Annotated in this window: 31 protein-coding genes; 16 read left to right on the plus strand and 15 right to left on the minus strand. The window is 63.1% G+C overall.

Annotated features, from left to right (window positions below; genetic code table 11):
- Positions 1–2: 2 nt before the first annotated feature.
- Positions 3–968, minus strand: coding sequence for an alpha/beta fold hydrolase (locus ACPXCG_RS17675; protein ID WP_425793314.1), 966 nt, complete (start codon positions 966–968; stop codon positions 3–5).
- A gap of 350 nt (positions 969–1,318) precedes the next feature.
- Between ACPXCG_RS17675 and ACPXCG_RS17680 the strand changes: the two genes are divergently transcribed.
- Genes ACPXCG_RS17680 through ACPXCG_RS17695 form a run of 4 tightly spaced genes read left to right on the plus strand, consistent with a single transcriptional unit; the run spans position 1,319 to position 3,775 of the window.
- Positions 1,319–1,639 carry a WXG100 family type VII secretion target gene (locus ACPXCG_RS17680; RefSeq protein ID WP_425793315.1) on the plus strand — a complete coding sequence of 107 codons (321 nt, stop codon included), beginning with the start codon at positions 1,319–1,321 and terminating at the stop codon, positions 1,637–1,639.
- Complete coding sequence (locus ACPXCG_RS17685; protein ID WP_425793316.1) at positions 1,639–1,938, plus strand: WXG100 family type VII secretion target; 300 nt, start codon at positions 1,639–1,641, stop codon at positions 1,936–1,938. The genes ACPXCG_RS17680 and ACPXCG_RS17685 overlap by 1 nt, the downstream gene beginning before the upstream one ends.
- Positions 1,938–3,269 carry a hypothetical protein gene (locus ACPXCG_RS17690; protein ID WP_425793317.1) on the plus strand — a complete coding sequence of 444 codons (1,332 nt, stop codon included), beginning with the start codon at positions 1,938–1,940 and terminating at the stop codon, positions 3,267–3,269. Before ACPXCG_RS17685 ends, ACPXCG_RS17690 begins: the two co-directional genes overlap by 1 nt.
- Positions 3,266–3,775, plus strand: a complete 510-nt coding sequence (locus tag ACPXCG_RS17695) for a DUF2247 family protein (protein ID WP_425793318.1) — start codon at positions 3,266–3,268, stop codon at positions 3,773–3,775. Before ACPXCG_RS17690 ends, ACPXCG_RS17695 begins: the two co-directional genes overlap by 4 nt.
- Before the next feature lie 13 nt (positions 3,776–3,788).
- Here the strand turns inward: ACPXCG_RS17695 and ACPXCG_RS17700 are convergent, their stop codons facing one another.
- Positions 3,789–4,655, minus strand: a complete 867-nt coding sequence (locus tag ACPXCG_RS17700) for a hypothetical protein (protein ID WP_425793319.1) — start codon at positions 4,653–4,655, stop codon at positions 3,789–3,791.
- Between the two features lie 507 nt (positions 4,656–5,162).
- Between ACPXCG_RS17700 and ACPXCG_RS17705 the strand changes: the two genes are divergently transcribed.
- From ACPXCG_RS17705 to ACPXCG_RS17740, 8 genes are all read left to right on the plus strand, one after another.
- A complete protein-coding gene (locus ACPXCG_RS17705; protein WP_425793320.1) occupies positions 5,163–5,420 on the plus strand; it encodes a hypothetical protein in 258 nt (85 codons plus the stop codon).
- Positions 5,421–5,624: 204 nt separating this feature from the next.
- A complete protein-coding gene (locus tag ACPXCG_RS17710) occupies positions 5,625–6,275 on the plus strand; it encodes a hypothetical protein (protein ID WP_425793321.1) in 651 nt (216 codons plus the stop codon).
- Between the two features lie 164 nt (positions 6,276–6,439).
- A complete protein-coding gene (locus ACPXCG_RS17715) occupies positions 6,440–6,838 on the plus strand; it encodes a DUF3558 family protein (RefSeq protein WP_425793322.1) in 399 nt (132 codons plus the stop codon).
- A 340-nt stretch (positions 6,839–7,178) separates the two neighbouring features.
- Positions 7,179–8,432, plus strand: coding sequence for a hypothetical protein (locus ACPXCG_RS17720; protein ID WP_425793323.1), 1,254 nt, complete (start codon positions 7,179–7,181; stop codon positions 8,430–8,432).
- Entirely contained in the window at positions 8,414–9,007 is a 594-nt protein-coding gene (locus tag ACPXCG_RS17725; protein WP_425793324.1) for a DUF3558 family protein, read from the plus strand. The genes ACPXCG_RS17720 and ACPXCG_RS17725 overlap by 19 nt, the downstream gene beginning before the upstream one ends.
- A gap of 7 nt (positions 9,008–9,014) precedes the next feature.
- The gene (locus ACPXCG_RS17730) at positions 9,015–9,371 is read left to right on the plus strand and encodes a hypothetical protein (protein WP_425793325.1); all 357 of its coding nucleotides are present in this window, start codon (positions 9,015–9,017) and stop codon (positions 9,369–9,371) included.
- A gap of 88 nt (positions 9,372–9,459) precedes the next feature.
- Positions 9,460–9,888, plus strand: coding sequence for a hypothetical protein (locus ACPXCG_RS17735; RefSeq protein ID WP_425793326.1), 429 nt, complete (start codon positions 9,460–9,462; stop codon positions 9,886–9,888).
- 321 nt (positions 9,889–10,209) lie between these two features.
- On the plus strand, positions 10,210–10,674 hold the full coding sequence (locus ACPXCG_RS17740) for a hypothetical protein (protein WP_425793327.1): 465 nt from the start codon (positions 10,210–10,212) through the stop codon (positions 10,672–10,674).
- A 147-nt stretch (positions 10,675–10,821) separates the two neighbouring features.
- Here ACPXCG_RS17740 and ACPXCG_RS17745 read toward each other — a convergent pair whose 3' ends face one another.
- The 8 genes from ACPXCG_RS17745 to ACPXCG_RS17780 all read right to left on the minus strand — a co-directional run bounded on the left by ACPXCG_RS17745 (position 10,822) and on the right by ACPXCG_RS17780 (position 16,884).
- Positions 10,822–10,968, minus strand: coding sequence for a hypothetical protein (locus ACPXCG_RS17745; RefSeq protein ID WP_425793328.1), 147 nt, complete (start codon positions 10,966–10,968; stop codon positions 10,822–10,824).
- Between the two features lie 69 nt (positions 10,969–11,037).
- Positions 11,038–11,331 carry a hypothetical protein gene (locus tag ACPXCG_RS17750; protein WP_425793329.1) on the minus strand — a complete coding sequence of 98 codons (294 nt, stop codon included), beginning with the start codon at positions 11,329–11,331 and terminating at the stop codon, positions 11,038–11,040.
- A gap of 22 nt (positions 11,332–11,353) precedes the next feature.
- Positions 11,354–11,818: a hypothetical protein gene (locus ACPXCG_RS17755; protein ID WP_425793330.1), complete on the minus strand. Its 465-nt coding sequence runs from the start codon at positions 11,816–11,818 to the stop codon at positions 11,354–11,356.
- A gap of 321 nt (positions 11,819–12,139) precedes the next feature.
- Complete coding sequence (locus tag ACPXCG_RS17760) at positions 12,140–13,207, minus strand: HNH endonuclease (RefSeq protein WP_425793331.1); 1,068 nt, start codon at positions 13,205–13,207, stop codon at positions 12,140–12,142.
- Between the two features lie 85 nt (positions 13,208–13,292).
- Positions 13,293–14,477: a TY-Chap domain-containing protein gene (locus tag ACPXCG_RS17765; RefSeq protein ID WP_425793333.1), complete on the minus strand. Its 1,185-nt coding sequence runs from the start codon at positions 14,475–14,477 to the stop codon at positions 13,293–13,295.
- A gap of 301 nt (positions 14,478–14,778) precedes the next feature.
- Positions 14,779–15,357 (minus strand): Ltp family lipoprotein, encoded by a 579-nt coding sequence (locus ACPXCG_RS17770; protein ID WP_425793334.1) that lies wholly within the window; start codon positions 15,355–15,357, stop codon positions 14,779–14,781.
- A 403-nt stretch (positions 15,358–15,760) separates the two neighbouring features.
- Positions 15,761–16,123, minus strand: coding sequence for a hypothetical protein (locus ACPXCG_RS17775; protein WP_425793335.1), 363 nt, complete (start codon positions 16,121–16,123; stop codon positions 15,761–15,763).
- Positions 16,124–16,422: 299 nt separating this feature from the next.
- Complete coding sequence (locus ACPXCG_RS17780) at positions 16,423–16,884, minus strand: TY-Chap domain-containing protein (RefSeq protein ID WP_425793336.1); 462 nt, start codon at positions 16,882–16,884, stop codon at positions 16,423–16,425.
- A 188-nt stretch (positions 16,885–17,072) separates the two neighbouring features.
- Here ACPXCG_RS17780 and ACPXCG_RS17785 point away from each other — a divergent pair, with 188 nt between their 5' ends.
- Positions 17,073–18,044, plus strand: coding sequence for a DUF808 domain-containing protein (locus ACPXCG_RS17785; protein WP_425793484.1), 972 nt, complete (start codon positions 17,073–17,075; stop codon positions 18,042–18,044).
- Between the two features lie 18 nt (positions 18,045–18,062).
- Here ACPXCG_RS17785 and ACPXCG_RS17790 read toward each other — a convergent pair whose 3' ends face one another.
- Both ACPXCG_RS17790 and ACPXCG_RS17795 read right to left on the minus strand, forming a co-directional pair.
- Positions 18,063–18,461: a hypothetical protein gene (locus tag ACPXCG_RS17790; RefSeq protein WP_425793337.1), complete on the minus strand. Its 399-nt coding sequence runs from the start codon at positions 18,459–18,461 to the stop codon at positions 18,063–18,065.
- A gap of 28 nt (positions 18,462–18,489) precedes the next feature.
- Entirely contained in the window at positions 18,490–19,425 is a 936-nt protein-coding gene (locus ACPXCG_RS17795) for a hypothetical protein (RefSeq protein WP_425793339.1), read from the minus strand.
- Between the two features lie 149 nt (positions 19,426–19,574).
- Between ACPXCG_RS17795 and ACPXCG_RS17800 the strand changes: the two genes are divergently transcribed.
- On the plus strand, positions 19,575–20,447 hold the full coding sequence (locus ACPXCG_RS17800; RefSeq protein WP_425793341.1) for a hypothetical protein: 873 nt from the start codon (positions 19,575–19,577) through the stop codon (positions 20,445–20,447).
- A gap of 136 nt (positions 20,448–20,583) precedes the next feature.
- Positions 20,584–21,801, plus strand: coding sequence for a TY-Chap domain-containing protein (locus ACPXCG_RS17805; RefSeq protein WP_425793343.1), 1,218 nt, complete (start codon positions 20,584–20,586; stop codon positions 21,799–21,801).
- Between the two features lie 358 nt (positions 21,802–22,159).
- Here the strand turns inward: ACPXCG_RS17805 and ACPXCG_RS17810 are convergent, their stop codons facing one another.
- The 3 genes from ACPXCG_RS17810 to ACPXCG_RS17820 form a co-directional block, all read right to left on the minus strand.
- Positions 22,160–22,780 (minus strand): IS3 family transposase, encoded by a 621-nt coding sequence (locus tag ACPXCG_RS17810; protein WP_425793345.1) that lies wholly within the window; start codon positions 22,778–22,780, stop codon positions 22,160–22,162.
- 50 nt (positions 22,781–22,830) lie between these two features.
- Positions 22,831–23,181, minus strand: a complete 351-nt coding sequence (locus ACPXCG_RS17815; protein WP_425793347.1) for a transposase — start codon at positions 23,179–23,181, stop codon at positions 22,831–22,833.
- Between the two features lie 116 nt (positions 23,182–23,297).
- A complete protein-coding gene (locus ACPXCG_RS17820; protein ID WP_425793349.1) occupies positions 23,298–25,064 on the minus strand; it encodes an ATP-dependent nuclease in 1,767 nt (588 codons plus the stop codon).
- 469 nt (positions 25,065–25,533) lie between these two features.
- On the opposite strand from ACPXCG_RS17820, the gene ACPXCG_RS17825 reads away from it, so the two are divergent.
- Positions 25,534–26,835 (plus strand): hypothetical protein, encoded by a 1,302-nt coding sequence (locus ACPXCG_RS17825; protein WP_425793351.1) that lies wholly within the window; start codon positions 25,534–25,536, stop codon positions 26,833–26,835.
- Positions 26,836–26,918 lie beyond the last annotated feature (83 nt).

A 26,918-nucleotide genomic window follows, 5' to 3' on the forward strand; every position in this document is an offset into this window, starting at 1 on the left:
CGTCAGATACCGTCGAGGAACTCCAGGATGGCGGTGTTCACGCGATCAGGCTCCTGCATCTGCACGAAGTGGCCGGCGCCGGGGACGGTCTCGATGCGCCGCAGACCCGGTACGAGCTGTTTCATGGAGCCGAGTGGGTCGCGGCCCATCATCCCGAGGACCGGGTCGCGATCGCCGACGACAAACAATGTCGGAGTGTGTATCTCGGCATCGCCGATCTCTGTGTTCTGCTCCCAGACGGCATCGGCCGCGCGGTACCAGTTGAGTCCGCCGGTGAAGCCGGTGCGACGGAACTCAGTGACGTAGTGGTCGAACTCGTCGGTGCTCAGCCACGGCCAGGGGAGCGGGGGTGCGGGCGGGAGGACGTCGAGGTAGCCGTTGCCCTCTGACGGGTGCTCCCAGCAGGTGAGGTACCGGTCGACGTCGCTGAGCGCCCAGAAGATCCGGCGCAAGAATTCCCCGGCGTTGTGGTCGAGCTCCTGCTCGGCCACCCCCGGCTGCTGGAAATACTGAAAGTGCAGGAAGTGGTCGCGGGCCATGGCCGTATAGATGGTGCTGGGGCTGACGGGTGCGCGGTGCGTGAGGGGGACGCTCACCTGGATGAGGCCGGCGACGCGGTCGGGAATCCAGCGGGCGAGGTCCCAGGTCAGGCCGGCGCCGAAATCGTGGCCGACAAAGATCGCCCGATCGGCGTCCAGGGCGTCGAGCAGGCCCTCGATGTCGGCGACAGTGGTGGCGCGGTCGTAGCCGCTCGCATCGCTGGGCCGGCTGCTGCGGCCATAGCCGCGCATGTCGGGGGCCACGGCATGCCAACCGGCGTCGGCGATCGCGGGGATCTGGTGACGCCACGAATAGCCGAGTCCGGGGAAGCCATGGCAGAGAATGACGGGCACACCGCTACCCTGTTCGGTGACGAACAGGTCGATTCCGTTGACGTGCAGAGTTCTGGTGGAGGCGGTTTCATGCATCGTGACGTCCTTTCGCGGAGTGCCATCGTTTGCCGAGAGTAGCCACGTCGGAACCGTTCATGCGTCGGAGGGCCTCGCATATTGCATGTCGTGGCAGCTGGCCAGTCCCGCGGTCCCGCGGTGCTGGAGAGCTTCGCAGGGTTGCAGGGGCGCAAGTGCCAAGAACTGTTCTCCTGCAAACCCTGCCGAGCGCAGGAGTCGGTGATGCAAGCGACGTTTCTGCCAGCACGTTCCCGTGATGGCTCCCGGACTCATTCGACAAGCCGACCCATAAACCGCGCTAATGCGGCAAATGCGAAGAACAGACGCTGTGTATTCGGTTCAGTCCCGGAATTTGATACTTTCTGCCGATGGAGAGCAACGGGGACGAGGCCGACCTTTCCGTGATGCCCGACGACGTGGTGGAACTGGGGCGGCTCGCGGCGCGCACCGCGGAAACGATGCGAACCGCGCTGGGAAGTGTCGGTGGTCACGTTGACGGTTTGCTCAGTGGTGGGTGGCGCGGTACGGCAGCCGACAGCTTCGGGACCGGTTGGAACGAGTGTCGGCACGGTGGTAACCGCATCATCGATGTGCTGGAGACCCTGGCGGACGCCCTGGGCGCCGGCGCAGATGCTTATCGCGCCCAGGATGACGATATTCGGGACACATTCGTTGAGCTGAAACTCTGATGAGTGGGGAGTTCACCGTCGATCTAGACGAACTCGACCACCTTGTCCATCGACTCACGGACCTGCACGCGTACTTGCGCGAGCGACTTGAGGAACTTGATCGCAAGGCCGCGCATGTCCACCAGCGCGGATGGGAGGGCCTTGCTGCGACCGCGCATCGAGCGGCGCATCGGGAATGGATCTCTGCTGCAACAGAATTTGCGGATGGAGTCGAGGAAATGAAACGCATCAGCAATGATGCACATTCCCAGTATGCTGGCGCGATCAAAGCGAACCTGACGATGTTCCGAGGTCGCTGATGACCGTCCGCGTAGAGCCTCAGATCTACTACGACGGTGCGAAGAAGCTGACAGACATCGCCCACGGAATTGAGACCGCGTCGAACAAACTGATCTCTGGTTTATCCGACACCGGATCGATGTCGGGAAGCAGCGGTGCGGCGCAGAAGTGGGCGACGAGTTACGACAAACGCGCACAAAGCGCCACGGATTCTGCAATCAAACTTTGCGGTACCCTGGAATACTTCGGCGGCCTGATGGCATTGGCCGGATATAACCATGAACTCGCCAACTACCGTGCAAACAGCGGTCCCGACAGGGGGCCCGAACCCCACAAGCCTGCTACGGTGCCGCCTCCCTTCGCGTCATGCATAGCGGGCGCCCCGAGTTCGGGTGGCCCCGGCAATGGACTTGTCTCGGGCATTTCTGCGCTGATGGTGAAGATTCATGTACATGTGCCGGACGGAGACAGCGACAAGCTGGGGAAGGCGTCGTCAGCGTGGAGACAGTTCCATGGGACCGAAGCCGTTGCTCACGCGGCTTCCGACATCAGCGGTGTCATGAACTCTCTCGGAGGTGTCGATGCTCCCGACGTATTCGACATACTGGCGCATCTCCGAACGATCGAACGTGCTGCACACGATCTCTACGAGTCGGCCACTCAGCTATCCTCCGACTGCGATAGTCACAAGGCGCCACTCGATTCTTTGCGCGAGAAGATCAGGGAGATCCTCCAGACTCTAGAGGAAGCCATCGCGGTCAGCCTTGCGATAACTATCCTGGCTGACCTCGTCACCGCTGGCGTTGGAATCGTGCTTGACGCAGCTACTTTGGCGAAGTCCGCCCGGGATGTCGATACCGCTGCGGCGGCGATAACTGGGGCCGTTGATGCCGCACAAATCGACCGCGCTCTGCTTGCCGCTGCGGCTGAGGAGGACACACTCGCTACTACTGGCGCCAAACTCGATGAGATAAGTGAACTGTCCGCGACCGATCTGGAGGAAGGCCTTGAGCAGGCGAGACCGGCGCCGGACAGTCTCGCGGCCGGCGGTCACAAGCCGACGACCCAGGAAGCCCAGGACATCATTTCCAGTGCCGATCGAAAGGGCTCAGGGTTAAAGAGTGACGTCGATCATCGCGCTCCGTCGTACGTGGTCGATGAGATCGGTAAGAGTGGGAAGGTCTTTGAATTCACAGGTGGTGATGGCGTGACTCGGACGATCGTGCAGACGCCTGGTGAGGTCAACGGTGTGCCCGGCCGCTTCGAGTGGATCATCGACACCGATGGGACAATCTCTCATGAGAGATTCATCCGTGACGGAACTTTGAACGGGATACCCAACAGACCATGACTGATCGACTCGTAGATTTCCGCCTGCCCGCCAGGTTTATCGGGCAGAAGGTGTTGCTTACGCCCGCTGAACTTCGCTGGGGTTACGACAATCTGTGGGTCGAGGCCGAGGACGTCGTCGCTCTGACGTTGACGAGCGTTGTCGCTGACCCTGAACCGCTGGCTGCTGTGGAGGAGTTATCGCTGCTGCTTTCCGATGAGCTCGATCGTGTTCCGGAGCTCATCGGATGTCTCACTCCGGATCCCGAGCCGGTATGGATGTACCTCACGACAGAGTGGGTAGTGGAGCACCCCGCCGACTTCGCTGGCGCGCCACTAGAGACTGTCGAACAGCTCTACACCGACTTCGGGTACCCGGCGGAGATGGAGGGCTTCATCACGTATATGCCGACGCCGCCAGGTGGCACCCCGGGCATCGACGGTTTGTGGGAACGCCTACGGGAGTTTCTGGCGGCGGGTACGGCTCGGTTCGGTAGTGCACGACGTCCTGGTGGCTCGGCCGGCTGAGCACAATCTGCCACTAGTCGGAGTGTGAACCGGCTTTTCCTGGTCGGGATTCAGCTGAGAGTGGCTCTGGAACAGGATGGTTCGTGGTTGCCTGGCGAATCACGTCATTCGCGGCGGTGAGGGTGTCGTTGAAATGTGCGACACCCGCCGATCGTGCACCGTCGGTGTCACCGGTGGTCGCCAGGTGTTGTGCGGCGATGTCTGCGGCTTCGGTGGCGCCGACCATGAGCAGCTCGGGAGCCTGGAACAGGACGGCCGACCCGACGTCGATGGCGTCGAGGACTGCGGCCTGCGCGGGTGTGGTGGGGGCTGCGATCTGTGGCGGTTTCGCGACGATCGGCGCGTTGAGCGCGTCCACGATCTTCGCCCGCCCGGTGTCAATGGCTTTACCGACGGCCTCAGGTGCGGCGCCTGACCGGACGGTGTCGGCGACGGTGAGCCCCTCGACGACCGCCACCTCGAGCGCATTCTGGGCCCGGGGCAGAACCAGATTCAGATCATTGTCGATGATGCCGGTCATCGCCGAGTTCGCGGGATGAGTGATCGATGCGGCGGCGATACCCGTTGCGCGGTCGGCTGATCCGGTCTGTGCCTGGGCTGTGGCGAAGACTCCCGGAGAGCGGACGATGGCGACCGGTACGTCCACCACGAAGTCGATGATGTGCGGGCAGATGAGCGCGCAGTACTTCAGCTGGTTGCCGGCGAAGGTTGTGACGATGGCGCCGGGTGGGGGTGGCGTCGTTGGTTCGTCGGGGTTCACGACGGTGGGCGGTGGACCGGCCTCGGCCGCCGAGGCCGCCGGGGTGTTGACCAGGGCCAGAGCGGCGAGGGGCGTCAGCATGACGGTCGCCAGGATGCGGGCGTGCTGGTGCCGGTTCATCCGGGCTCCCTGGGTTGCTCTCGGTGGTCCATTCGAGTGTGCGGGATGGGACCTGAAGGGTTGCTGAAACTTGACGGTCGCCCATGGCACGAAGTCATCCAAGCGACCGACGCCGGTTGATCGAGTCGGTCGACCCCCTTGCTACGGTCGAACCTATCAAAACGCAGGTGGGGACAGCTATCGGGGGGTCGTCGAGTGGGGGAAGTACTCAAATTGCCGTGCGCTGCTATTGCAGCAGTGACCGTGCTGGCTCTGAGCGCATGCGACGGTGACTCGAACAATATCGAGCAGTCATCGCGAACCGTCGGAACCAGCGCGACAGATTGGGCAAACGCTCCGGTTGAGAATCCGACGGCCCTTACGCCCGACCAGTTCTGCGCCGTGCTCAGCAAGGAAGATGTGGCGCCTCTGACCGATGGTGAGGTCACTGATCCACCTACGCCCACCAATGAGCGTGGTCTGCCTGGATGTAAGTGACCGGTGCAAGAAGGCTACGGGTGGCTCGAGATGGCTGTGAGCAAGCCTGTTGATGTGAATATCGTTCTCGGAAACACGGTCTCGGGCAAGTATCCAGTTGGTGACGGCACGATGTACCGGCATACAAAGGAGGGCATCTCCATGTGTCGATCGTCGGTACAGACACCCCGCACGCCCGAGGGTTTCCTGTTGACAGTGAAGGTCGACGGGTCGGTCGACAGCAAAGTCAACGCTTGCGAGTCAGCCATCCCGCAGACCGAAAAGGTCCTCAAGGCATTGGGGTGGTGACACGCGTGAGACTTGTTCGTGGGCTGTCGTGGACGCCCTCGCCTCTTATGCCACGTTCAAGGGGGTTGACTGGCTGTGGCGCTAGGTATCGGAAACCGTAAGATCATCTTTCATTGGACCAGGTACACGGCGTACGCCTATGAACCGTCGCTCCGATCAGCAATCGGTTTGTTCATTATGGCTATAGTGGGGTGCGCTGTATCTGTGGCGCTGTCGTTGCCCATGGTCGCGTTCGGATTCGCCGCGTTGGTGCTTTTGCCCGTCGCGATGCTGGTTCCGTTCCGGACCAAGTTGGTTGTTAAGGACAGCGGAGTCGAAGTGCACCGTCAGCCCTTCTATTCCAACCCGGTGCTCATCATCGCGGTGATGTCGGGGCTCATATCGGCCGGGATGATAACCGCGATCGCGTTGGGGTATTGGCAGGCTTGGCGACTGGTGATTCCGGCATTCGGCGGTCTGGTGCTGGTGCCGCTGCTGGGTGTGGTCAGCTTCAGGGACCGCGGTCCTCTGCTTGTCCGTGCCGACGGGGTCATTTTTGGGAACGGCGCACGTTATGAGTTTGATTCTGCGGCCACTCATTTCTCCGTGCTGAGTAATGGTGTGCCGGCGATCGAGTTCACTCACACCACAGGCGAGGCCTCACGCAGGCGGCGGGTGGTGCACCGCCCGTACAACATTGACTTCAACACCATGCTCTCGACCTTCGAACAATTGCAGGCGTCGCACAGTCACGGCCATCGTGTAACTCCGGCGGAGATCAAGGCCATGCTCACCGTCACTCCGCCCGACGATGTGGAGATCGGGGAATCCGTGCAGATCGAAGTCCCGGTGGAGGAGGGCAGTGAGCATCGTTGACGCGTTGGAGCCCGCTCCCGGCTCAACTCTCACGCCGCTGCCGGACCCATCGGAGTTCGGCTATTACCCTGCGGCCTTTCCACATGCGACGCGTCCGCGCCGACGTGGCCGGGCCAACCCGCCACGATATGGCTGGGCTCCACAGAAATTTGGGAGGACGAACCATGAAGTACGGACCCAGACTTTTGCTGGGGATCTCTGCATTGTCGGTGGTGCTGCTGCTAGCTGCATGTGGGGATGATTCGCCCGACGATGCTGCTCAGCAGACAACGGGACACAGTGAGACGGCCGCTTCTCACGGAGATCCTGTGCAGAGCCCGACCGCTTTGACCGCTGAAGACATCTGCGCGGCGCTCACTCCGCAAGATATCGCGCCTCTTGCCGATGGTGAGGTAACCAAGCAGCCGGAACCCACGGACGACCGCGGTCTACCTGGATGCGATTGGCCGGTCAGCGACGGTTACGGGTCGTTGGAAATGGATGTCTTCAAGCCTTTCGACGTGTCGGGCGCTGGTGAAGACGCCCGATACACCGAAGGGCTTCGTATTGCGGGTGAGACTTGATGGCCAAGCAGATGCATCGAAACTCTGCGAGTCCGCGATCCCACAGACCGAAAAGGTCCTCAAGGCACTGGGGTGGTGACACGCGCATGACGGAGCCGGCGGCGTACCCAGATCGTCGAAGATGTGCGCGCGAACCTGCTCGCACAGCTGCGACGCTTCGGCAGTGTCTAGCAGGTCGGTGGCCGACGCGATGCACGATCTGGGCGACGCCAAACCATCCGGACACGAAGTCATCCACGTGACCGACGCCGGTTGATCGAGTCGGTCGATCCACTTGCTACGGTCGAACCGATCTATACGCAGGTGGGGACAGCGATCGGGGGGTCGTCGAGTGGGGGAAGTGCTCAAGGCCGAGCCGGAGTGGATCAGTGGACTGGGAAATCACGTCCTGGCCCTGAACGCGAATGTCCTCAGGACGGTCAGCCTCGTCAGCAGCCATTCGGGCTCCACGGGCGAGTTCAAAGGGTTGATGGGCGTCCTGAAAGGCCCGGTCGACACCTTGCGTGACGCGACAGTGCGCCGTCAGGGCACGCTCAGTCCGGCGCTGCACGGGACCAGTGTGAACCTCAAGCAAGCGGCGTGGAACTACACCAGCACCGACCACGAAGTCGCTCTGGGAATCGCCCACACCCGTACCGAGGAATACAACACGAACCCGTTCATCCCGCCTGTGGAAGTGATGCTCGGCATTACCAGTGATCCGGTGATCCGGATACCCGTGGTCGACGATGTTCCTGGTGCACGGGCGTTGACTGCACCTCGTGAGATCGATGTCGCCCCGCCGCCGAGTGAGAGCGTGGACTGGAATGCTCTCATCGAGGAGACTGCAGGGTGGCTGGCTGACGCCGATTCGTTCATCGCGGACCTGACGAACGGTTGGAGCCCCATCCAGAAGGCGCTCGAACCGGTGGCCGGCAATTGGATGGAACTCAAGCGCATCGGCAAGACATACGGGAAGTCGGGCGGCGCGTTCGACACGGTTGCTGGGGATCTGTCGAGTGGACACAAAGAGGTCGACGAGCACTGGAATGGAGAGGCAGCAGCCGCGTTTACCACCTACTCCGTTGATATGGTCAAGGGTCTCAACTGGGAAGGCTCCGTCGGGCGCCTCGTGGAGCAGGGGCTGTCACTGTGTGCCGACCAGCTTGAAGAGACCGCGAAGGCGATCATTGAACTCGTCCAGAAGGGCCTTTCAAGAATCGTCAAGGTGGACAGCTTCACCGGCGCTTTGAAACTGGCTGCGAAAGTCGTACCAGGCGTTGGGACCACAGCTGCAGTCGCTGAGGTGACCAGATTGCTGCTTGAAGTGGCCACGGAAACCAGGAAGCTGATACTGGAGCTCCAGCAGGGCATAGAAGCGCTGATGACTTTCATCGAATTCTGCCAAGATCCGGTCGGTTTTGCCAAAGGTCGTGCCGAGGGCAGAGTCAAGGAAGAGCTGAAGCCGTTCACTGACTTCGTTGGCGAGGTGGAAGGCTATCAGCAGCTTGCCACGGACGCGGCCACCGCAACTGACGTTGGGCGTGTAACGCGCACGCCAACCACGCCTTACGACCCGGGCTTGGAGGGTCGACTATGGGAGGACGCATCGTGAAACTGGTTCGTAGGCTGTCGTGGACTATTACGGCCACCGCTCTGGTGGCGATGGGTGCAGTCGCATGCGGCGACGACCCCGCGACTGACAACGCCGCCTCGTCGTCAACCCAGATTCCGACGGGAGCAGCAGCGCAGGCAGCGCCGGTTGGGAACCCGACGCAACTTTCGGGCGCCGACATCTGCGCGGTGCTGTCGCCGGAGGATGTCGCGCCGTTGACCAATGGAAAGGTCACTGACAGCCCGAAACCGACAGACACTCAAGGGCTTCCCGGATGCAAATGGGCCGTCCAGGATGGATGGGGATGGCTGGACATCGGTGTATCCAAGCCCACGAACGAAACTGCCCTGATCTCGGCATCCAAGTCGAACTACCAGGTCGGGGGCGGCACTGCGTACGAACAGTTCGAGGAAGGACTGGCGACGTGCCAGGCATACATTCAGGTACCCGGAGCTCCCAAGGGTTACGGGCTCAGGATCAGCCTCGACGCGCCGATGGGACAACTGGACAAAACCAATCTCTGCGAGTCCGCCATCCCGCAGACCGAAAAGGTCCTCAAGGCACTGGGCTGGTGACATGTCCATGACGGACCCGGCTGGTTTTGACGAAGCACTTCACAAGCTGCAGGGCGCATTGAATCACCTCGCCACCGCAACCATCCGAGCGCGCAACATCGAGTTCCCTGACGTCGAGTTCACCTCGCCACCGCCGGAACCCGACGCTGATCCGGGGCGCACCGGCGATGAGCTCGCCGATCTGCGTCGATGGGCGACAGATGAGAACGCGCGCAATGCCGAGTTCCGCCGGCGGGTGGACGAGGCTTTCGAAGCCGAGATCGATGGTCGGGGCGGCTGGCTCACCGATGAGCGGCGTACCCAGATCGTCGAAGATGTGCGCGCGAACCTGCTCGCACAGCTGCGTCGCTTCGGCAGTGTCTAGCAAGTCGGCGGCGGGGGCCCTGCTGCTCCTCGAGCGGTGGAGCACTCCGCTGGGAATCGTTGCGCTGCAGACGGTCATGGTGGCAGCCGTGATCGGGATCGGCAATGAGGTCGAGTACCGATCGTGGGAGGGCCGATTTCCCTTCTCAATATCCTTGGATGACGGTCTCGACGCCACCCACGGACGCGACACGACGTCGAGCGCTGTCGGCGCGATTCTCGACGGGAATGTTCCGGGCACGTGGAGCGATGTGCCGCAAGCATATCCGGCTGGCGGCGAGGGCGCATTGTCGTCGCTGGCCAGCGCGATGCACGATCTGGACGATGCAATCAAACGAGCGAGGTCAATCGATTTCAGGGGATCGGGTACGGGTGCCTTCGGCTGGGGGATTGAAATGCGCGTGACCATCTTTGTGGTGGTTGCGTGTGTTGTGGCCGCGACACGAGGCCGTACCAACGGCTCTGCCGACGGGGCCGCCCGAGGCCCGCGTCTCCTCTCGCACTTCCAAGGTCACTGACTGCCCATGGAACCAGAGCATGAAAGCAGCGCTCTCACACTGCGCTGGACCAAGCGCACCGCATACGAATACCGACCGTCGCGGGATGGGTTGTTCGTTCTGGTCGGGATCGGTGTCGTGGGGTTCGTTGGGTCAGTGGCGATGTCACTTCCAATGGTTGCATTGACGTTTGTCTGCGTGGCACTCATACCGGTTGCGGCGCAGGCCCCTTTGCGCACGAAACTGGTGACGCGGTGCGATCGCGTCGCGGCGTATCGGCAACGCTTCTATGCGAACCCAGGGGTCACGATCTCGGTGTTGTGCGGGGTCATGTCCGGTGGGATGATCGGTGCCTTCCTTCTCGGATACTCCGGCGCTGGGCGAATGCTGTTGCCAGCACTGATGGGCGTGGCGCTTGTGCCGGTACTCCTCACGGTGAGCTACCGCGAGCGTGGCCCGCTTGTCATTGACGATGGTGGCGTTGAGTTCGGTGATGGGATGCGGTTCGACTTCGGATCGACGACGGTCGGCTTCCTCGTGATGAGCAACGGAGTCCCCGCGATCGAGTTGAAATCTGCGAAGGTGAGGCGTGGACGCCCGCGACGGTTGCTGCACCGCCCGTACAACGTCGATTTCAACACGATGCTGTCCACGATCGAGCAACTGCAGGTGTGGCATGCCCAGGGGCGGTGGGCGACTCCTGCGGAGATCCACGCCATGCTGAATGTGTCTACGCCCACCGATGTCGAGATCGGCGAGACCGTGACGCTTGGAGTCCGGGTGGACGAAACGCCGAAACGTACTTGAGACGTCGCTGCCGTTGGTGCACGGTGTTGTGATCGATACCGCGGTGCACCAAAAGTAAAGGCACCGGTGATAATCGGCCCCGGCGTGGCCGACGCGAGACCGCTCGGACAGGGGAAGCTGGACGCTACTGCGCCCCGCCGCACCTACCTACGACAGCGTGGCGATGGTGATTTGCTTGGCCGCCTTGAACGAAACGTTGAACCAGGCAGTGCCGGAGACGATTCTGGGCAGCTCGGGGTGTGCGACCGTGTCGGAACGCCGCTCGACCGAGACGAGGAAGCTGGTCTTGTGCACCGAGGAGGTACCGGAGCACGACCTTCGGCGGCTGCCTTCATCGCGCCCGCGAACTCACGAATAACTCGGTCACAGTGTCCGCGTCAGTAACGGCGCCGCCGCGAACTCACCCGGCCGATCCGATCGCTCGACCAACGCGTACAGCTCGCGGGAAGTGGCCGCGAACCCTGGCTCATCGACAGGTGGCACACGGTGGAGCCACTCGAGCACCTCATCCAGTGTTGTGTCACTGATGCGGTAGCCGCGCGCGAGGGACCGTTGGTCGCCCTCGTCCGCGGGATGCCGGTACCAGTCGTAGACGAAGAACAACGGCGCGCCCAGCTCCTGGGTGATGGCCTGCGGTGTCATCGCTTCGATGTGCATGGGTCCATCATCCCGCGCGGTGTCATCGACGCTTCACGAATGCGGTTCGCGAGGCCTGCGTGATGCTCAGCGGGGGCTGCCCGTTCGTCATCAGGGTGCCGACTGCGGTAGCCGGGTAGTTTCCTTCGGCCGTATTCAGCCCGTGGCCCTCGGGGATGTACATGGTCTCGTTGAGTCCGCCGCGAGCTGGGAACGATCGAACGGTGACCTCAGGAACGCCGGGTCCGAACATAGTGCCGGTCACCCAGAGCGTGCCGACCGGAGCGGCGCCGGCGCTGGTGCATCTGACCCGCGCCTTGGCGATCACGTAGGCTTGTCCGGCGCCCTTCGAGAAGTGCGGATTCTCCACCGCGACGGAACAAGTCAGCGTTCCGACAGTGGCGGCCGGCGTGGGTGCAGCAGTTGCGTGCGACGCACCCATGCTGCTCATTAGTGTGATCGCTCCGGTCACGGCGATACTGGCCAGGCCTCTGCTCAACATCTTCATCGATCCCCCCGTGGTTGTTGTTGCGGCCGAGCCTATACCGGCAGAACTGACACGGAGGGTCGTTGTCGTTCAGGTGAATGCAGGTCCACTCGTGACCGACGTCCGGATCGGCGCGAAGCATCGTGGGGCCGATGCGGGCCGAAAGTGCTTACCCGACTATCGAAGCCGCTGTCGCCGGAACCGGCGCCATGTAGGTCGCTGGAGGGCAGGCAGCGGCGAGCGGCGGCCGGTTGGGACATTCTCGCGTTGAATGAAATGGCTGCAGCAGGTGAGCTACGCCATCAGTATCTGGTCAGGTCAGGGTGGTCCCGAACGTGTGGCTCAGTGCGCGTGCCACTCGAAGTCAACTCGTCCCAGCACGTCGATGTTCTTGCGACCCAACCACACCGGTGTGCTCTCAGGCTGGGTGGCGTACAGCCCGTGTGCTGCGGACACCACACGGTCGAACTGACTGGTCCAGTTGATGTCGGCGGCGAGCGTATCGAGGAGCGGTTGGCCACGATCCAACGCCCGATCGACGTGCGTGGGGGAGGGCAGCAGGTCTGACTCGTTGGAGTTGCAGGCCGGGCAGGCGAGCACAAGGTTGGCCAGACCGTCGATGCCGACCCGAGACCACGGCAGCACATGGTCGACGTGGCGGGTGGCGGTCAGTCGTGTCGCACAGTAGAAGCAGTGCGGCCCGAACTCGCTCGCCAGGACGTCGCCGGCTTTGAGCAGGGAGACGCGGTCGGCGCCGAAGAGCTGGTCGGCGATGTCGGGGCCGTCGGCCAGCAGGGTCTTGTTCATGCGGCGGACGTCGTCGACCCACGCGAGCTGGAAGGTGGGCTTCAGGAGTGGGGCGAGACGGGCGAGGGTGGTGCAGACACCGGGGAAGAGCTGCAGCTTGTTGCCGTGATCGGCGATCGTCCGCAAGGAGCCGGTGCCCATCCAGGAGTCGTCGTCGAGGAAGCGTTCTTCAGGGGTCGTTGTGCCTACGTTCTGAAGTCGCTTGAGAGGCATTGCCACCAGTCGCCGTTTGATGTTTTGGCGTGTCGTCGTGTACGCGTCGGAGTCCATCACTCTGGCAAGGGGCAACATACGTCGAGAATGGGTCACCTCGGCCCGGAGGGTACTGATGGCGTCAATAATCATGAGCGAGGACCCGCTCGACTGCCGCAGTTGGTGACCGTCCAGCGGTCGTAGCTGACGCCAGTACAGCTCGACGACTCGGTTGGTCAGATCGTCGAGGTCGATGTCGACGGGTGCGTCCGGATCGTCGGGAACGGATTCGACGCTGAGGTCCAGCAGTGCCATCAGAACTGCGAGTTTGTATGTTGCGGTACGCCGCCCACCTTCGAGGAGCGCCACCAACTGCTGACCAAGCGTCAGCGGATCGGAAGGGTGGGCCACGGGCTCAGTGTCGGAGCAGACTGTCACGCCATGGGGACCAGATGCGCGACGATCTTGTCCCATGTCTCGGTCATCGTCGACTCTTTCATTGTGTGGTCGCGTGCGGATCACGGTCGGCGATGTTGCCGTCGCCGCGCAGTGCGACGATCCGTAGCGCCGCACGCAGCTGGGCGGTTGTCGCGCGCCATGCCTGCTCCTCATGTCGGCATGCCGCCGCTTCGTCAGCATCGTCGGCGGCGTCGGCTTCCGCAGCGGAATTGCTCCACTCCAGGTACTGCTCCTGGCTGGTGCGGATGTAGCGGAGGATGGCGGACTGATCGTGACGGCAGATCTCCGCGACCTCGTGGGGGTCGAGGGTGCTGCCGTCCTCGTCGAGGACGATGAGCGTCTGCAGCGGATCGGGGAGCAGGTCGCCCTCCGGAGGCGGCGAAAGTTCGGGGGATTCGGCGCCGGTGATCGCCGAAATGATCTGTGGTGCTTCGTCGTGCATGAATTGCAACCACCGACCGAGGCCGGCCGTCAGGTTCTCCCGGTGAAAGGCCGTCATCTCGATGGTCTGGAACGCCATCAGCGTCTTTCGGCGCAGCACCAGCGTGATGCCCGGCCAGCGAGGTGCCTCGGTGGCGACGAACTCGGCTGCCGTCGAACCGCTCGGGACAACGTCGACGACCGTCCCGAAGAACTCGACGGTCGCCTCGTCGGCGAGCACGCGCAGCCAGGACGGAGTCCGCCCGGTGGGCAGCGGGATGTCACCGTCGTCATCGACGACGATGCGCTGCCCGGCCATGTTCTCGAGGGCCTCGACCACCAGACGCCCCAGCTGACGTTGTGTCTCCGGGATTGTCCCGACCGCGATGCTGGCCTCCCGCGGCGTAGGCCCGGAGTGTTCGAGGAAGGCCGGGTGTACGATCTCCCAGATGTCCCGCAGCGTGTCGACCGCGACCTGGGCGAGCTTGTCGACGCGACGTTGCCCGACCTCGTAGATGAGCCGGCCGTCGCGCAATAGCCGCCAGCCGGCGCCGACCATCGCAGCCAACTGCTCGCGCAGGTACTCGGGCGTGGTGTGCAGGTCGCCGGCGTCCACCGTTGCCCGCACCCGGTGGGCGCGTGTGACCGTGAAGGCGATGGCGCCGTGTGGGCCCTCCGGGAACTCGGACTGTGCGACCGTGTGGCTGTTGCCGATGGCCATCCCGGCGAGACGGTCAGCGAGGTTGGCGCGAAACGCACGCCAAGCACCGTCGACAGTGGCGTCTAAATCGAAGTCGGACATGACTTCTCCTCTCTGTGAGCACGCTCGCGCGCGCCCCTTGAAGGCGGCTGAGCGCGGGGTTCGTTGCGGTGCTCGCGTGGAGTGGCGGCGCTTCGCGGTGGCCGCGAATCACCTTTCACCTGCAGAGTAGGGGAGGGGTACGACAGTATTGCAAGGGTCGGCGCTGATGCGCGGGAGCCCGAAGACTGGCTGGCGGTCGCCGACCATGTCCCAGATGGAGCCTCCTGGAACATGAGCGATCCGGCCGTCTCCCAATCCATTTTGGAGCTCGCGCCTTTTGGCGACGGTTCCCGTGACGCATTCAGACGCCCGCGCCGGTCGCGCCGAACTCGGCCTGGTCCGCGGTGAAACCCTCGTAGGTCAATTGCTCGACCAGGCCGGAGTGGCTGAACGCGGACATGTCCAGGTACGACTTGGCCTTTCGTACTGCTTGCGCGTTCCAGTCGGCCCCGCAGTTGTCGGCGGCATAGGTGGCATCAGCCGTCGAGAATCCTTCGTACTGGAGCTGCTCGACAAGGCCTGAGTAGCTGAATCCGGTCATGTCGAGGTAATCCTGAGCCTTGCTGAGTGCGTTGCGCTGGCCCGAGGCGACCTCGGGCTCATCGGCCACGTCAGTGGTCGGTGCCTCGACCTGAGTCTCCTCAGTCGGCGGTGCCTCGACCTGAGTCTCGACGGGGGGCACGGGGGTCGACTGTGTCTGCGGGGGTTCGACAGGGGTTTGTTCCGGCGTCGAAATCAGCGTTGTGGTGCTGGTGACGGTGCTGGTCTGGGCTGTATTGGTTGTTGTGTCATCGGATGACCCTCCGCTGAGGGCTGAGATGATCCCAATGGCCACAATGGCCCCGCCGACTCCGGCAACGATTTTGGTGGAACGCTTCATAGAACTTCTCCGTCGGACCGAGTAAATGTTGAATGTTCGATGTGAAATCACACAGTTAATCGAGCTAGTGCTCAGTTGCGTTTCGGCTACTCACCGGTAGTAGTCCGAGTAGTTGAATCAGCTCTATCAACGACGAGAGCCCGCCGGCGGGCGGTAACCCTGTCTCGATGAGGAACTGACTCCATCCAGCAAGCGTCCAAACCTCGCTGATAAAAGGTCGCGGGTGCGGATTGACCATGGAGTTTCGAACCCGGCCCCAGAACCATCGATCGGACGTGCCAGCGCCGGGGCATGCCCCATTCGCGGAGGCGCCCTGTGGAGGCGTCGTGATCAGTGGTTGAGCCGCTGCCGACATTCCGCCGTGGAATGGTGCAGGATGCAGTTCGACCACGCGGTCTGGTCGTCAGCCCACGGGATGGCGTGGCCGCTCGCCGCGGTTCAGGCGCCAGAGGTAGTTGTCGCAGATGATCGCGTTGCCGTGGGCGTCGATGGCGGTGCGGCCGATGTCGGCGCCGATGCATCGATCACCCAGTTGTGGCCGGGCACTGACCAGCGAGATGGCTTGCGTCGAGTCGAGCACCGCGAACTCGTGCACCGCCCTGGTGCGTGGCGGAATCGACTGCTCGTCGGCAGCGCGAGGCTTCAGATTCGCGAACGGGAAGTTGACGACGCGCTGAGCGTCGCGTTCGGCGCGACCCGTTACGGCGAACGTCGCCGGATGATTGCGGTCGCCAGAGACCCGACAAGCCACGTGAGGGGAATCCACACGTAGCAGGACATGGCGTACCACCAGCTGACGACAGCGAAGCCGGACGCCACGCCAGGACCGTCGGGTGTGCGGTGGGGCAGGACGCCGACACCCCAGAAAACGATCATGAAGCCGATGTAGCTGACCGGTATGGAGATCAGGAAAAGCTTGAGCGAGTAGGCGCGAAATCGGCTGCCGTGCAGCGTATTCATGTCGCTCGGTCCTGGCCGAACCCCACCAGTTGAGGTGCTCACTCCGTGCGCGACCTTGCCGGCGCATTGCGGCCGTGGCAGAAACAGATCACGGTGCACTGTAAGTCACCCGGTGAGCGAGAACGGATGCACGGTGCTGATCGGGTCGGTGAGAGTCAGGAACGACGGATGGGTGACACCCCATTGGCCGCGCAGCAGGGTGATCGACTGGACCGCCGCCCGGTACAGCTGCCGGCGGCCGAACTCCCGGATGTACTCGTCCTTGCGGGAGAGGTAGCGCCAGTCGAGCGCCTCGAAGGTCCGCTGCGTGTGTGACCAGTCGGGTTGCCGCGTGCCAACAAGCGGACTCGTGGGCACTGTCGCGCGGACACGACCTGCCCGGTTGGCGCGAAAGGTGACGAGCAGCTGTTCGCGATTGCCGACAGGGTGCGCCAGATCGATGAACTCGAACGAACCGAACCGCAGATCACCGAGACGCGCCGCAAGGTCCGCGGTGAACTCGCGCCAGGATTCGGCGATCTGATCGTCGTATCCCTCGACATCGTCGGCATACGTCTCGGTGGTCATGGTCCTCCTGGGTCGATGGGCGGACCGGCAGCTGCCGATGACGACGAAGATACGAGCGGGGTACGACATGCTCCGATGGCTTGCGGCGCTACGTGTCGGCGCAGCCGGAGCCCCGTCGACAGATCTCCGAGGAGGCTCATCGTTGGGCATACTGATCGGTGACTCGTGCTCTCTATCTGGAGGTTTCTGTGGCCGGTGGCCTCGTGGCTCTGTTGGACGACGTCGTGGCCCTGACCAAGGTGGCTGCGGCGTCGATCGACGACATCGGTGCCGCAGCCGGTAAGGCCAGTATCAAGGCGGCCGGGGTGGTCGTCGACGATACGGCTGTCACGCCGCGGTATGTCCACGGCTTCACCCCCGACCGCGAGCTGCCGATCGTCCGCAAGATCGCGGTCGGATCGATCCGAAACAAGCTGCTGATCATCCTGCCAGTGGCGATGATCCTCAGTCAGTTCCTACCGCAGGCACTGCCGTATCTGCTGATCGCCGGTGGCCTGTTCCTCTGCTACGAGGGTGCCGAGAAGGTCTACGAGGCCTTCGGCGGCGGGCATGGGCACGGCCACACCGACGAAGTGCCGGCGGCGGAGAAGGGACCGGAGTTCGAGAAGTCGATGGTCAATGGCGCCATCCGCACCGACCTCATCCTGTCGGCGGAGATCATGGTGATCTCACTGTCGTCGGTCGAATCCGAACCGTTCCTGACGCGGTTGCTGGTGCTCATCGTCGTGGCCTTCCTCATCACCGCACTCGTCTACGGGGTGGTTGCGCTGATCGTCAAGATGGACGACGTGGGGCTGGCCCTGGCGCAGCGTCAGTCGACGGCGAGTCAAAAGATCGGCCGTGGCCTGGTCAAGGCGATGCCGAAGATCATGTCCACCCTGACCGTGGTGGGCATCGCCGCGATGCTGTGGGTCGGCGGCCACATCCTGATCGTCAACGTCGGCGAAGCCGGATTCCATTGGCCTGCTGACCGTCTGCACGACGTCGAGCACGGGTTCGCAGAACTCTCCCACGGGTTCGGCGGCGTCCTGTCATGGACCGCGGGGACAGTGGTCTCGGCGCTCGTGGGATTGGTGATCGGCGCGATCGTCGTGGCGATCATGCACCTCATCCCGAAGCGCGGTGCGAAGAAAGAAGCAGCCGCCCAATCACCGGAGTGATGGGCGCACGGCTCGCCACTACTCCCTTGCCTCGAACCGCCGATCACTCAGCGCGTCTGCCACACGCTTCCCGAGCACCTTCTCGGCCGAGTAGCGGTCGACCTGGTCGAGTGTCAACTCGGATTCGGGTTTGCTGATCCGCTGCAACTCGTCGACACCGATCTCGGGAACAGCCAGCGCAACCTTCCGTGCGTCGTCAATGTCGATGTTCTCGTGGGTCCACCGGAATCCTGAATCGCGATGGTGGTCTTCGGTCACGATCCAGTTCGCGACGAATATGGAGCGATTCGGGATCAACGTCCACACCTTGTGCTGATCAATCGTCGCCCGCGCGTTAGGCCTCGTGCCGGCCAGCCACTCCAACGAACCGTCGTCGACACGTGCGAGGCGCCAGAACTCCCAGCCGTCCTTCGGCATTCGTCCCTCCTCGGACTCAGATTGTCAGTCAGGCGCTGCCGACGATGTGCGGCGTCGGAGGCGTGAAGCTCGTGTTGTCGGGGAGTGGTTCGGCACCCTTCTCGTTGCCGAACTGGCGGACGGTCTGCACCTCACTGAAGGCGCTGCCACCCTGGCGCGCCAGGGAGTCGTCGTACCACTCGAACCACGGGTATCCGTGAGTCAGGTATTCGTCGATCGTCAGCGGTGGCCGGTGCGGCGGAGTGTCGGTGAGTGTCTGCCACACAGCCGAATTGACGATCCTCACGCTGACCTCTCTCCGCGCGTCGACATCCCAGTTCTCGTGGGACTCGATCGGCGTGGCGATGGACTGGTGGATCGTGCCACCGGCACCGAGGCCCATACCGGCCGGTGCGGCAGTGCACCCGTCGACGACCATCCGGGAGATCGGCGGCCGCTGAGCCCACACGTCGGGTTTGAGCGGGGCCACGGAGAAGCGGATGAGCCCGTCGTCGGTGCCTGTCAGTTGTTCGGCTGCGGTGTATCCCTCGCCGAGCGGCATGGCGATGAACTGCCGCACAGTGGTCGCGTCGACCCGAAATCCATCCAGCCATGGCTGGGTCGGAGCCTCGAGGTAGTCCTCGGCATCGAAGTCGGGCTGCGGGACGTAGGAGTTCCCGGTGATCGCGTTGATTCCACCAACACCGACTTTCACCAGGAAGGGATAGTCCTGGGGTGTGCTGAAGTCGATCCAGGTCGCCTCGGATTGCCACAGCGGGAGTAGGCCGTCGGCTGCCGGTACTGCGCGAGGTCTGATCTCGCGCGTGGAGCGCACGTCGAGGGTGCCGAGGCTCGGTGGCAGCCCGTAGGTGGTGGGGTCGTCGGGGACTCGCAGGGTCTGGTGAAAGGTGATGCGCAGTGTGGCGTCGGCATGGACATCCGGAAATGAGAACTCGATGGCCTGCGGGCCGGTGGTGACGGTCATGGCGCTCCGATGCGTGAAGGGATGCGATCAGAGTAGGAGCGGGGTCTGACAAGACAACCGACATCGATCGCGTCGACAACGGTCGTCGCTGCCGGCGTTAACGGCGTTCGCGGGCTTGATGGGTCTTCGGATCGTGCTGTACTGGAGAAATGATCAAGCTCCTCGTGATTGTCGTCGTTGCGGCGGCGATCGCGATTGCGTTGGTCGTGATCGGTTCCTGGGTGGTCAGCGGTGTCCGATCACTGGGCGTCGGGCTCGGACGCCTGGCGCGAGGCAGCGGTGCAGCCGGCGAGGCGCGGCCCGAACTGCCGACCGTCGATGCAGATGCGGACGCCGTGTTCGACGATCCCCTCGCACAACTGGCCGACGATCTGCGCGCGGCCCGCGCCCGCCGATGGTCGCAGTGCCGGGCGATCCAGGAACTCGCCGAACCCACCGAGTCTCGCCGATACCTCGACCTCGCGGTCGACACCTGGACCGCGGGCTCGGATGACAGCACCCGACTGCGCAACGACCCGATCGGACAGATCGCCATCTCCGCGGGCATGGTCGCCGACCGGATCAGCGACTACCCGGCCTGGAAGCTGGACTTCTTCGATCGGCACGGCGTCCGCGTGGACCTCGCGGCCGAGGTCACCGCGCTCACGACGTCCGCGGCCAACGTCCACGACCAGGTCGCGCTCCTCAGTGAGCCACCCACACACCTGAGGACCGACGACGACGTCGTCGACACCTACACCGCCAAGGCTGTGCTGCTGTCGCGGCGACTCGACGGGCTCGTCGAACGGCTCGGTGCGCTGGGCGAGTACCAGCAGATCGTCGCCGCCATCCAGCACCGACAGGACAAGCGGGAGTGGCTCGACCGGGTCAGCGCCATCGACGAATTCGAGAACGAGGTCGACGCCCAGTGGGACGCCACCGAGGCCGACCGGATTCGCACCAGCGCCGACGAGTCGGAGATGCTGGCGTCCATCTACCTGGATGCGCTTGCGCCGCTGGCGAAAAAGCTCGAGCAGGAGTGACGAGGCGACGTCGGATGCAAAACCGGCGGCCCCTGTGGACAACTGAACTGCATTCGCCCCGGCCTGTCGGAGTTCCTTCCTACCGTGCAACGCATCCGGTCATCGCCGATGGCCGACGGCCCAGGGGGAGATGTACATGTCCGACGGTCAGGGTGCAGCCGATGGCAATCCGGATGCGGCATGGCGAGGGTTCTGGGAGCGGCTCGCCGAGAGTGTGACAAGGCTGGGCCGTGACGAGTTCGTGGAGGTGAGCCGGGCAGGGGAGACCGGGCGACCCCTGCTGATTTTCACGGTGACCGGGTCCGGCCGGGTGCGGTGCACGATCGGTGGCAGTGCGCTCACCAACTTCTGGCCGCCCGAACAAGCAGCGACGGCTCGTGCACAACGAGCCGCCGTCGATCGCCTCGGATGGCGAGAGTTGCGGTCGGGCAGCATGATTCGTGAGACGGGCAAGCGCAATGCGAATGCGCTCATGCGCGACGCCGAGCGGGCCTTGCGCGAGGTGTGGCAAATCGCGCATCCGTCGGTGTTGCACGTGCACGATCCGTTCAGTCCGGAGGCGCAGCGCCTGAGAGCGCAAGCCCGGCCGAAGGAACGGACGCTGACCCTCAGCGGGACGGCATCACTCGGCGTGATCCCCGGCGATGCCGAACATCTGCTGACGATGGCCGCTGACACATTGGCAACCGCCTGGGGCTGCAACGTCCCGATCGACGACGGCGCCATCCGGTTCACCGACGTCGACGGCCTCTACACCAAGTTGCTGGTGTCTCCGCACGCGATGCGCCTGGAGTTCTGCACCATTGTCGGTCACTGCACGCCCGACATGGCGTTGCTCGGCGCGGTTGTCGCCGAGCACTCCTCGCGATGGCCCGATGTCTCCATCCTGGTCACCAAGGACCACATCTTCGCGGTTCGAGCGCTCGAGTGCGCCACCTTCTATCCCACCAACCTGCTGGCCGCGCTGGACGCGTGGCGACAATTCTGCGCCGCCGGCGCGATCGACATCGTCGAACAACTCCATCCCGACGCGACCGGCCACTTCGGCCCCGGGCACGGGCAGATGCCTGCCGACCTTGTCGACCTGATCAGACGGTTCGTGGCTGACCCCAACGGTGTCACCCCGTCCCGGATCGCCTGCGACACCAGAGCGAATGCACCGATGCTGCGCCGGTATGCGCGCATCTGCGAAGAGTGGCTTGAGGAATGGCCCGGCGGTGAACCGGCTGCCGGATGCGATGAGCCGGGCATGCCGGAGCCTCGCGAAGTACAGCGATTTGTACCGGTGCTGCTGGAAGCGATCGGGGTTGCGGCTGAATTGAATGTGGCGTCGGAGATGAGGCGGGGAAGGTGATGTGAGCCGCGGAGGCGCATGCTGTCATGCATGATCGACGTCGTGGTGACGCGTCAGTCGTTGGCGCCGACTGTGGTTGTGCCGGGTACAGAGTCGTGTGCCTGGACACGGAGCTTGTCGACTTCGCAATCCTCGATCTCCATCGCGTCCCCCACTGACTCACGATCGGTCCTCCGATATCACCTACGTGAAGAACTACGCGGGAGCCAGGCCACCTCGTCGCCCGCATCGGTTCGCGTGTCGGACGGCACCCGGCCGACGGAATAGGATGAGTCTGCAGTTGGATGAGTGGTTTTTTTATCAGCAGTGCGATCGCAGACCTACGTTTCCATCTGGCATCTTAAGCACCGTTTGAGTGTCAACCGTGACGACACCTCGATGCTGCCTCTGGGCTCCGATGTCTGATTGTGCAGGCACCGTGATGAAACGACGTGGCGCCCCTCGCATCTGTTTCCTCGCGGACCGCGTGGAACTCTGCGAGCTGGGCTTTCCGCGCGCCCGTGACGCGAACCGCGCGGTAGGCGCCGCACAGAAGGAGCACGATCCATGGGACCTCCAACGCCCAGCCAACCACTGAGCGGGCCGGCGAGGGGCTGCCTGCGCCGAGTGGGACCGCAAGATGCGTGCCAATCATCCATGGCCACGCGATGACGATGGCACGGTTGACCAAATCAGGCGGGAACGTGGCGAACGGATCGACGACCGTGGTCGGCGGTGAGAACGTGCGCGGGCTGGTCCCGGCGATCCCTCGCTCGGCCATCATCTTGGCAACAGTCTTCTCGGTCACCAGGTGGCCTTCGGCGCGCAGCTCGGCAGTGATGCGGGGCGATCCGTACACTCCGTGCGAGTCTTTGTGGATGGACGTGATCTGCACACCCAACTCCTCGCGGCGCTGTTTGTTGGGGCTCAAATCTGTTGTTACCGTTGACTTGAGGTGCTTGTAATAGCCCAACACCGACACACCCAGCAGGGTGGCCATGCGACCGATTGCTGTGGTGGCGCACTCCGCGGCCATCAACGCGTATTTCTCTACCGTTGATGGTTCGCCGCGAAGTACGCCGACGCCTTTTTCAAGAAAGCGATGTCTTTCTCCTGCTCGGCGACCTGCCGGCGCAACCGGGCCAGCTCGTCTCGCTCGGCGGCTGTGAGTGGCTCCTGGCCGGTCTGACTGGCAGCGCCGAGGCGCCGGCGTTCATCGGCCACCCAGCGGCCGAGCAAGCCGTCGTTGAGGCCGAGGTCGCGGGCGACCTCGGCGATCGACCTGAATCGATCACTCGATGCGCTGCATCGACTTTGTGCTCGGTCGTGAACGACCGACGCTTCCGCGACATGTGAACCTCCTCCCAGCGGGACCTTCAATCCCGCTATCTCGGTGTCCACTACCTGGGGGCCTCAGCCGACGCCGGGATGGTCTCCGAGGCCAACAAGCACACCATCAAACCAGCTGGATTGTCGTCTATTTGCTTTGATTACGCCAGGTGGGTAGCCGCTCTCCCTCATGTTGCTGCCGCCGCCTTCGCCGCGGCCGCTTTGGCGGCCGCGATCTTGGCTGCGCGCGCCCTGATTTCCTCCGCGAGCCAGACCATTCCGCCGGCGTCGTTCGTCAGAACGGTTTCCAGCGTCGCGATGGCGTGTTCCTTCCAAACCTTGCTGACCCGCAGGTGCCAACCGGATCCGCATTTCTCTTTGCTGTCAAGCGCGACGTCCTCGCCGAGCTGTTCGACGAGCTGCCCAACTGCGGCTTGTGGAAGTAGGTCCTCGATCTCCACATCGTGCTTATTGCAAGCGTGGTCCCACTGACTCAGGCTGAGCACGCGTCTTGCCGGCTCCCAATTGAAGCTCTTGAGTTTCTTGACCGCAGCCTGCCCGTGCTCGTCGAAGTCGAGAAGCGCAATCACAGGAACCTCTGTTGCGGCCTCTGCGAGCAAGGCTTGCGGGACAACATTGGCTGCTTTGCCTGCGGGGATGAAATGTATCCCTGTTGCAAGGTCTGACCGGGCTGCAGCGGCGCAACATTGCGTGATGAAACGGCCGTCGGTGTAGCCCTCGGTCACAACGACGACCTCCGTGCCCGCTGGGATTTCAAGACTACGTTCGAGAACATATGCGAGCCCAGCGTCGCGATAGAGCGAGCCAAGCAGAGCGGCCCTCTTCTCGTCTCCGCGGACACTCGCGGCTTTCTCCGTGAAACCGTCTGACCGCTTGCGAAGCTCACTGATTCTAGAAGTCACTCCCCGTGAGATTACGTACGGAGAGTGGGTCGTCACCAGGAGTGAGACATCGGAACGTGTTGCTAATTCCTCAAGTTGGTGTTTGATTCCTTCTTGCCCGGCTGGGTGAAGAAAGGCCTCGGGCTCTTCCACGGCCAGCACAAGGGACCGCTTACTCTGCTCGGCCAAGTACTGGAGCATCGCCACAAGTACGGCTCCACGAATGCCTGTCCCCTTCTCTGAGAGAGGAGTCGTCACTGCATCGCCGAGGCGGATGTCAACTGAGGAGAGTGTATCGTCCACAGTTGGAACTGCGGGAATTAGTTCAGCATTGGAGATCTCAGGGAACATCCCCCCGACTCGCTGTTGGATCAGACCGCGAAGGGGCTCGAGCAGCTCCGTTTGTAGCGAAGACAGATAAGAGGCTCGAGCGGCTTCGGCCTTGATGACTTCTTCACTTAGGTGATCGGCGATCACCAGCTGAAGGATCTCGAGGAACTTGCCCTTCAGGAGAGACTCGAGGTCCTGCCCACTGTGGATGACAGCAAACCGAACGACCGAACGAAACTGCGACTCAAGTTTGGTGTGCTCGTTGCTTTGTACTGGCAGCGATGCAGCGCCAAAACCCTTTGCCTGGAATGAAGTCTGGCGTGCGCCGCCTCCGGCAAATGTTGTGACGATGCGAACCTCGCGATCTGCCGCGTACGTCTTTACCGAACCTTTGGTTGACGCATTGCGCGACTTCCGAACTGCGATCTCGTACGACTGGGCGCGCCGAAGCAGCGTCTCCTCGGGGGATGAGCTCCCTGCCTGAAACGCGAGAGTTATGCGGGTTGCAGGAGGGGCGCCGACCGCGACCGCGTCTCTGCTGGGTCTGTCTCGCGCTGGCGAATAGGTGGATTCGGGGTCGAGTGCCAACTCAAGTGCCCGGATCAAATTCGACTTGCCGCAGTTATTCGGCCCAACTACGTAATTCACTCCGGATGACACATCGAACTCGTGTTCGCCGGAGAAACTTCGAAGATCCTTGATGCGGATGTGGGTCAGTTTCATACCAGGTCAGCTTCCATTACCTCGTCGACAAAGACGGTGATGACGTCAATGGCGATCAGTCCGGGTCCGGCTTGCGGAGCGGTCGAGATTCAACCGAGTTCAGTGATGCCCTATCACGTCCTTTTCTCCTGTCCCATCGATCGACTTAGGGCAGTCTAAGCAACTCCGACGACAGTACTGGGCAGATTTGCGTTGATGATCTCGATTAATCGTGACAGCTACCACGGGCGCCCAATATCGCGGCGGGTGCTGACGTACCTCGGAGCCTTTGTCCGCCCCACCGCCAGGCGGAGAAACTCGCAGGGGTGTTTGCCGCGAACGGGACCGGTTGTCGGGTTCGCCGCCGAGAGTCCCAGGCTGCACGGGGCCTCGGCGAGAAACTGTTCAGCCCCAGCCGGCAAGTACGAGGTAAGGCCGCAAATCCGCGACCACGTCGCGCGTCACGCAATAGTCTGCCAACATTCCGGTTGTGAATGACGATCAGCGAATGCTCGAGGCCGCTTCGAAGGACGGGGCCGAGCTCGCAGTGCTCGTTGATGAGAAAGGCCTCGTGCTGGCCGGCGACCGGGAATCTGTCCAGCGTTACATCGATCGGCTTCGAACCGTGGCCGGCGACGCCGCGGATGTCGTCGAGCTCTCTTCGAGCAAGGCAGCCAACGCAGCGGCCGCCGCCGCGGGGATCGCCGGGGTGACGGCACAGCGCGGAGAGTTCGTACGCCTTTCTCCCGCGAGTATGAATCTTCTGAAGGCGCACAAGGTCATTCCGGGTACCGACGGCTTCAACCGCATGATGGTCGTGAACTCGAAGGGCAAGTTCGCAGGCCAACTGCAATGGCAGCGTGTGGGCATGGGCCCTTCGCAGGCGATGGCATTGCAGATGTTCGCTGTTCAGATGGCCTTGAAGTCGGCAATTGCCTCAGTCGAACAGGCCGTCGAGCGCGTGGAAGGAAAGGTTGACGAGGTCCTCGCGCTGGCCAAGGCCGACCGCGCGGGCGACGTGGTGGGGCAAAACGCGTCCGTGGCGCGTCTGGTTCAGTACCTGGATCGACACGGCTCGCTCCCCACCGCCGATTGGGACGCTGTTGCGTCCCTGGGCCCAGAGCTCGAGGTCACCATCGAAAGATTGCGTGCTCACATCAAGGACGCCTTGAGTGGGTTCGAGCCTGACAAACCGATTCAGGACCGCGCGAAGTACCTGGACAAGGTGGTGACGTCGAACCGGCTCGGCGAAACGCTGCAGCTCCTCGTGATCGCGGAGGACACCCTGTACCAGTGGCAGCGACTGCGGATCGCGCGCGTGGAGGCCACTGAGCCTCAGCATCTCGACAATGTCGTCCAATCCGCACGGGAATTGCTCCGAAGCCATGTCGAGCACGACGGCCAGGTCCTGGCACATGCTCGCGAGAACCTAGCCGACTTTGCTCGTATTCGACCGCTCGAGATCGTTCGGTTCATGTCCGCTGATCAGCTGAAGACCAACATGGTTTCCCTGCGCGACGATCTGGACGAGTTCGCCACAGCGAGGCGGAGCCAAGTGATCGGTTGGACCGACGCCGAAGATCCGGGGATTCAGGAGGCAATGGCCGAGATCGGTGATCGCGCAAAGCTTGCCGCCGGAAATGCGAAAGCCCTCGGGGCCAAAGCGGTGGACTTCGGCTTCGTCGGTATGGGTAGGGCGGGTAAATGGATGCAGGGCGTCGCGGCCTCACGTGAGTCTGCCAAGGGTGACGACGAGGGTATCGATAGCTCGGTGTGGGGCCAGAGCGACTAGGCATGGATCTGCTCGCCCTTCTGTGTCTGACAAGCAGCTGCCATGATGGACGATTACGAGCGCAAGCTGGTTCAGTGGGCTCA

Source organism: Gordonia sp. DT218 (assembly GCF_049847105.1).
Lineage (GTDB): Bacteria > Actinomycetota > Actinomycetes > Mycobacteriales > Mycobacteriaceae > Gordonia.